The sequence below is a fragment of the Actinomadura napierensis genome, from assembly GCF_039529375.1.
GTDB classification, from domain to species: Bacteria; Actinomycetota; Actinomycetes; order Streptosporangiales; family Streptosporangiaceae; genus Spirillospora; species Spirillospora napierensis.
In genome coordinates, this window is the sequence record NZ_BAAAMR010000215.1 from 1 (window position 1) to 6,481 (window position 6,481).

Annotated in this window: 4 protein-coding genes and 2 riboswitches; of the genes, 1 reads left to right on the top strand and 3 read right to left on the bottom strand. The window is 74.1% G+C overall.

The features are described from left to right. Nucleotides 1–232 precede the first annotated feature (232 nt). The 3 genes from ABD296_RS48510 to ABD296_RS48520 all read right to left on the bottom strand — a co-directional run bounded on the left by ABD296_RS48510 (nucleotide 233) and on the right by ABD296_RS48520 (nucleotide 4,750). A complete protein-coding gene (locus tag ABD296_RS48510; RefSeq protein WP_344285032.1) occupies nucleotides 233–1,150 on the bottom strand; it encodes a CHAP domain-containing protein in 918 nt (305 codons plus the stop codon). Between the two features lie 11 nt (nucleotides 1,151–1,161). Next, nucleotides 1,162–1,289, bottom strand: a riboswitch (cyclic di-AMP (ydaO/yuaA leader). 240 nt (nucleotides 1,290–1,529) lie between these two features. Next, a riboswitch (cyclic di-AMP (ydaO/yuaA leader) is annotated at nucleotides 1,530–1,731 on the bottom strand. A 503-nt stretch (nucleotides 1,732–2,234) separates the two neighbouring features. Beyond that, nucleotides 2,235–3,146 carry a C40 family peptidase gene (locus tag ABD296_RS48515; protein WP_344285034.1) on the bottom strand — a complete coding sequence of 304 codons (912 nt, stop codon included), beginning with the start codon at nucleotides 3,144–3,146 and terminating at the stop codon, nucleotides 2,235–2,237. A gap of 341 nt (nucleotides 3,147–3,487) precedes the next feature. Beyond that, nucleotides 3,488–4,750 carry an NYN domain-containing protein gene (locus tag ABD296_RS48520; RefSeq protein WP_344285037.1) on the bottom strand — a complete coding sequence of 421 codons (1,263 nt, stop codon included), beginning with the start codon at nucleotides 4,748–4,750 and terminating at the stop codon, nucleotides 3,488–3,490. Between the two features lie 344 nt (nucleotides 4,751–5,094). On the opposite strand from ABD296_RS48520, the gene ABD296_RS48525 reads away from it, so the two are divergent. Continuing rightward, a partial coding sequence (locus ABD296_RS48525) for a DEDD exonuclease domain-containing protein (RefSeq protein WP_344285040.1) occupies nucleotides 5,095–6,481 on the top strand: 1,387 nt, incomplete at its 3' end.

The window sequence follows — 6,481 nt, forward strand, 5'->3', positions numbered from 1 at the left end:
ACCCCGGCCAGCAGCGCGACGCCGCCCGCGCCGCGCGCGAGCGCCCGGCGCCGCGTCACCGGGCCGGGCTCGGACGGCGGACCGCCCCGCCGGGCGTCCGGGGCGTCCCGCCCGGCGTCCTCGGCGGAGCCGTCCTGTCCTGGGCCGTCCTCCATGCGCGCGATCCTATTGAGCATTCCGGGGCGGCCGGGTCATCGGAGCCGTGTCGCCGCGATCATTCGCCGCCGGTCCGTCACTTGGCGTAGTCGGGGTATCCGTAGCCGACCACATCGTCGGTCGAACGCTCCTTGACCTGCACGGAGTTCCCGGTGTTGCCCTCGACGGTCTGGATCGTCCCGTCGCCGGCGTCCTTGACGACCATTCCGACATGCTGGATGTCGTCGTTGGACTTGCCGCCGCTCCAGGAGAAGAAGACGATCGCGCCGGGCTTCGGGGTGTCGCCCCAGCGGCCGTTGTCCTGGAACCACTGGGCGTGCGCGACGGTCCAGGCGTCGCTGCCGATCTGGTCGGTGAAGCCGAGCTTGTCGCCGACCCAGGAGATGAACATGTCGCACCATTCGGCGTCGCTGTACTCCTGGACGGATCCGCCGTCGCGCGCGACCGTCTCCTTGGCGCGCCGGGTGCTCTCGTACCAGTCGCCGAACTTGGTGTCGCCGTCGCCGTCGGGGCTTTGCCCGACCTGGGTGCGGGCGAGCTCGATGGCGGCCTCGGCGGTGGGACGGGACTTCTTGGAACGTTCCTTCGGGGCGGCGGCCTTGGGCGCGCTCTCCGCCGCGCGGCGGGGCGCGGCCTTGGCCGTCCTCTCGCCGGCCGCCTTCTCGTCCTTGGTGGCGTGCTTCTGGGGCGCCCGCGCGGCCGGCACGTCGGCCGCCGCGGCCTGCTTGGCGGGCGCCGGGCCGCCGAACGGCAGGACGGACGCCTGCGCGGTCGCCGCGACGGTGCCGAGGTCGGCGGCGCCGACGATCACGCCGCCGGTGGTGCGCCAGGCGATGGCGGCGCGTCCGGGCCTGCGGTGCCGGCCGGACGCCGGGCCCGCGGGAAGGTCCGCGGGGACGGCGGGAAGGGCGATGGCGGTGGGGGCGATGCGGCTGGGGTCGATGGGGCTGGGGGCGATGGGGGTGGGGCTTGCCTTGCGGTGCTTGCCTGCCACGGGGGGATCTCCTTGGCTTCCATTCCGCCTACCGGGTTAGCTGACGGGTTCGGGCGTGGAAGCCGCCCTACGGCCTGCGGGCAGGCCGATTCACCCCGACGGGACATGGGTGGGTCCCCGGCTCCGGCGCCGGCCCTCGGGGGGCGGCGCGGACTCGGCGGTGGCGCGCCCGGGGGCGGGCACGCCGGTTCGGTTTGGGGGGTCCTCTCGGGAGGGGGCGCGACTTGCGGCGCCCGCGGAGAGGGAGAAGGTCGGGCGCGGCCGTGCGCTCGGCGGACGGACGCGCCCGGAGAGACTTCGCCGTTCGGCTAGGAGGCCCTTAAGGGCCCGTCATCCGGCCGCGGCGGGGCGTTCTGCTGAGGGTAGGTGGACAGAATTCACTCCTTCTTCCAGACGCCTACCGGGTTAGCTGACGGGTTCGGGCGTGGAAGTGGCCCTACGGCGGCCCTCACCGATCGTGCGGGAAGAGGCTCGCCGATTCACCCCGGTACCGGAATGCCCGTCCGGACGAATGCTCCGGACTTCCGGTGGATTGGGTCCCCGGCTCCGCGCCGTCTGCGCGGACTCGGCGCTGCCGCTGCGATCCTGAGGGCGTCATGGGGCCCGGGCGCGGGACCCTTTGTCCCGCGTGCGAAAGAGCGGCGCTGATGTTGTGATGGCGGCGGCCCCCTGTCCTGGGGAACCGCCCGGGGCCGGAGCCCTCTGTGGACCGCCGTGGCGCGCTCTCAGCGCCATGCACGCTGCCGGCGTGCGCACGGTGGGCCGGGCCGGCCGGGTCTCGGTGGAGACCGGTGCGGCACGCTCTCCCGGTGCCGCGGGGCGACGCGTGGGTCGTGCCGCCCTGGGGGACGACGCGTGGGGCGCGCCGCCCGGTGCGCGGGCACCGAAGTGCGCCGCGTGGGGCCGCGGCGTCTGGAGGGCGCCGCGTGACCATGGCGCCTGGAGGGCGCCGTGAGTGGTGACAAGGTACCAAAGCCCCAACAGAAGGCAAACCCCCACAAAATCAACAACGGACCAGGTCAGCCCTGATCCGTTGTCGTGGGGGGAGCGAACGGGCCCGCGCCGGGGCCCGTTCAGAAGATCGTCAGGGGCGCCCCGCGCCGTAGAAGTTCGACGTGTAGTAGCCCGACAGCGAGCTGATCTTCACGACGTCGCCCGTGTGCGGGGCGTGGATGAACTTGCCGCCGCCGACGTACATGCCGACGTGCGAGAGCCCGCTGAAGAACACCAGGTCACCGGGCTGAAGATTGCTCTGGGACACGTGCTTGACGGCCGCCCACTGGGAGTTGGTGGTGCGGGTGATGTTGACGCCCGCCGCCGCCCACGCCTTCATGGTGAGCCCCGAGCAGTCGTAGGAGCCGGGGCCGGTCGCGCCGTAGGAGTACGGCTTGCCCAGCTGGGCGTAGGCGAAGTTGAGCGCCGTCCGGGCCGAGCCGCTGGCCGGGCCGTTGTAGGTGCCGCCCGTCCCGCTGCTCGAACCGCCGGAGGAGGCGCCGCCGCCGGTCTGCTGGACCAGCTTCTTCGCCTCCCGGACCTTCTTGTCGAGGTCCTGCTTCTGCTTGGCGATCTCGTCGTGCTTGCTCTTGACGTCGTCGTAGGCGCTCTGCGCCTGCGACTGCTCGCGGCGCAGCCGCTGCGCGGTCGCCAGGAACTGGGTGAGCTGCGAGCTGCGCTGCTGCGAGAGCTGGGTGAAGACCGCGGCCTGGTCCAGGACGGACTGCGGGTCGCCGCTGCCGACGAACCCGGTCACGTCCGTGGAGTCGCCGTTCTTGTAGGCGTCCGCGGCCATCTGGGCGATCGCCGAGCGCTGCTTGTCGAAGGACGCCTGCTCCTCCGTGGCCGCCTTCTTGGCCGCCGACAGCTTCTTCTTGGCGATCTTCAGCTTCTCGTTGTTCTGGTTGTACTGCTCGACCTTCTTGTCCATCTCCTCATTGAGCTGGTCGAGCTTCTTCTGCGCCTGCGCGTGGGTGGGCTTCGGCTTGGCGTAGGCCACCACTTGCGGAAACGCGAAGGAAGCGGTCGCCGCCAGGCAGGCGGTGACCGCCAGGCGGCGGGTGACCCCTATCCCCGTCGAGCCGGCTCTCCGGTCGCGCGAGTGCGCTGGTTTCCCGATGAGATCGTTGGCCACGGTCGGATTCGCCCCTCTCGTCCACTACGTCAGCGGACGACATTAGCGATGGGCCACAACCGTCACAACTAATTCGTCACTATCTGATTGACTTCCACCTGATTTGTACACATTGTGTGAGCACAAGATCACTCAGCGCATGACCGGCGAGCTCGCGGGCGGAGAATCGCACCCGCGGACATCCCGGCCGGGAGACCTCCCGGCCGCCCTCACGACCTGCCGAGCCTGCGCAGCAGCAGCGTGGACGGGCAGGGCCGCGCGTTCGCGCGCCGCGCCGAGTCCGCCACCTCGCGGTCGGAGGAGACCACCACCACCGCCCGGCCGACCGGCTCGGCCCGCACCAGCTCGCCGATCAGCTCGTCGGCCGTCTGCCCCGGCCGGCTGAACAGCACCCGCACCCCGCGCGGCGCCGAGATGGCCACCGGCGCGTCCAGCTCCGCGCCGTCGAACACGCACGTCACCTCGGCGCGGGTCTGCGCCGCGAGCCCGCCGAGCCCCGACACCAGCCGGGTCCGCTGGTCCGACAGCGGCAGCTCCCCGTAGCCCGTCTTCGTCACGTTGTAGCCGTCGACCACCAGGTGCACCTGCGGCAGCGTCAGCAGCCGGTCCAGCAGCTGCGGGTCGCTGTCCGACAGCGCCCGGCCGGGCAGCACCCGGTGCGCCAGCCGGTCCGGCTCCAGCGCGCCCACCGCGTCCGCCGGACGGGCGATCGTGGACGGCAGCGCCAGCTCCCGCCGCACGCCCTGCGCCGCGTCCACCAGCGCGTCCAGCAGCAGCCGCAGCCGCATGTCGTCGACGTTGCGGCCCTCGCGCGCCGCCCGCTTCGCCGCCTCCGCCGCGGCCTCCGCCTGCGCCGCCCGCGACCGCAGCCGGCGCAGCTCCTTCTCGGCCGCCGCCGCGCCCTCCTGCGCCGCCGCCAGCTCCCGGTCGGTGTCGGCCGCGAGCGTCTCGGCGCGCTCCTGCGCGGCCCGGTACCGCGTCCGCGCGTCGTGCAGCTTGCGGCGCAGCTCGGCGACCTCCGCCTTGGTGTCGCGCAGCTCCGCGCGCAGCTTGTCGACCTCGGAGGCGCGCGCCGCCCGCGCGGCGGCCAGCTCCTCCTTCAGCGCCGCGACCCGCCGCTCGGCGGCCTCCTCCTCCGACGCCGTCGCCGAGCGCTCCAGCTCCGCGCGGGCCGCCTCGACCAGGCCGGCCCAGCCGTCCGGGCGCAGCAGGTAGGCCAGCACCGCGACCCGGACCGGGTCGGCGGCCGGCGGCACGTCCCCGCCCTCCACCGCCTCGACCAGGTCGGGCTGCGCCTCGCGCAGCGGCTCGGCCACCCGCCGCCGGAACTCGGGGTCCTTCTCCAGCACCGCCGCGATGTGCTGCCCGGCGAGCTTGGCCCGCTTGCGCCGCTCGAACCGCGCGAACCGGCGCAGCGGCACCGGTACCTCGTCCGGCGGCAGCGCGCCGATCAGCTCGGCGGCGGCCTCCACCACGTTCAGCCGGACCGGCTCCGGAAGCGGCCGGGAAAGCGGCCGCCCGGGAGGCGGCCCGCCGGGACGACCCGCGCGCCGCTCGGACTCCGGGCCGCCGGGGCTCGCTTCGGGGCCGCTGTCGATGATCCCGCTCCTTCCGGGCTGCGCCGGTGGGCTGTCTCTTCCCGAGCACCGTGCACCCTAACCAGCGCGAACGGGCGATCGGACGGAACGCGCCCGCTCGTGGGAGTGCAGGCTCCCCCGAGCCGTCCCCCGCGGCCCCCGCCCGGCGGGACGTGCCGGCGCGCCCCCAACCCTAGCGGCCCCGACTTCTGTCGGTGGCGTGCTCTACGGTCGCCGGCATGACGGCTGCGCACGAGGTCCAGCGGCAGATCCGGGCGGTTCAGGGCACTCTGGACGACCTCGGCACCCCGCTGGCGGAGGTCACCTTCGTGGTGGTCGACCTGGAGACCACGGGCGGCTCGGCGGCCGACTCGGCCATCACCGAGATCGGCGCGGTCAAGGTGCGCGGGGGAGCGGAGCTCGGCGAGCTCGGCACGCTGGTCGACCCCGGTGGCCCGATCCCGCCGTTCATCACCGCGCTGACCGGCATCACCACCGCCATGGTGACGGCCGCCCCCCGGATGGACTCGGTGCTGCCCGCGTTCCTGGAGTTCGCGCGCGGGTGCGTCCTCGTCGCGCACAACGCCCCGTTCGACATCGGCTTCCTCAAGGCCGCCTGCGCCGCGGGCGGGTACGCCTGGCCCGCGTTCCCCGTCGTCGACACCGTCGACCTCGCGCGCCGCGTCCTCGGCAAGGACGAGGTCCCCAACTGCAAGCTCGGCACCCTCGCCCGGTTCTTCCGCACCCGCACCGAGCCGACGCACCGCGCCCTCGCCGACGCCCGCGCCACCGTCGAGGTCCTGCACGGCCTGATCGAGCGGCTCGGCTCGTTCGGCGTCACCTCCCTGGAGGAGCTGCGCGGCTTCGCCAAGGCCCCCACCCCCGAGCAGCGCCGCAAACGCCACCTCGCCGACGACGTGCCGAGCACCCCCGGCGTCTACCTGTTCGAGGACGCCGCCGGCGAGGTCCTCTACGTCGGCAAGAGCGGCGACCTGCGCTCCCGCGTGCGCAGCTACTTCACCGGCTCGGAGACCCGCCCGCGCGTCCGCGAGATGGTCGGGCTCGCCGAGAACGTCCGGACCATCGTGTGCGCCACCGGCCTGGAGGCCGAGGTCCGCGAGCTGCGCCTCATCGCCGAGCACAAGCCCCGCTACAACCGGCGGTCCAAGTTCCCCGAGCGGGCCATCTGGCTGAAGCTGACCGCCGAGCCGTTCCCGCGGCTGTCGATCGTCCGCGAGTGCCGCGACGACGGCGCCCGCTACCTCGGCCCCATCGGGTCCCGGCGGCAGGCCGAGGAGGCCCGCGCGGCGCTGCACGAGGCCGTCCCGCTGCGCCAGTGCACCCAGCGGCTCACCGTCCGGATCGTCGAGCGGGGCCGCGCCCGCAGCTGCGCGCTCGCCGACCTCGGCCGCTGCGGCGCCCCCTGCGACGGCCGCGAGTCGCCGGACGCCTACGGCGTGCACGCCGAGACCGCCCGCGCGATCATGGAGGGGGACGTGCGGCCCGTCGTGGCCGCCGCGCAGGTCCGCATCGACCGGCTCGCCGCCGACCTGCGCTACGAGGAGGCCGCCGCCCAGCGCGCCGAGCTCGCCGCCGCCGTCCGCGCCGCCGCCCGCGGCGAGTCCG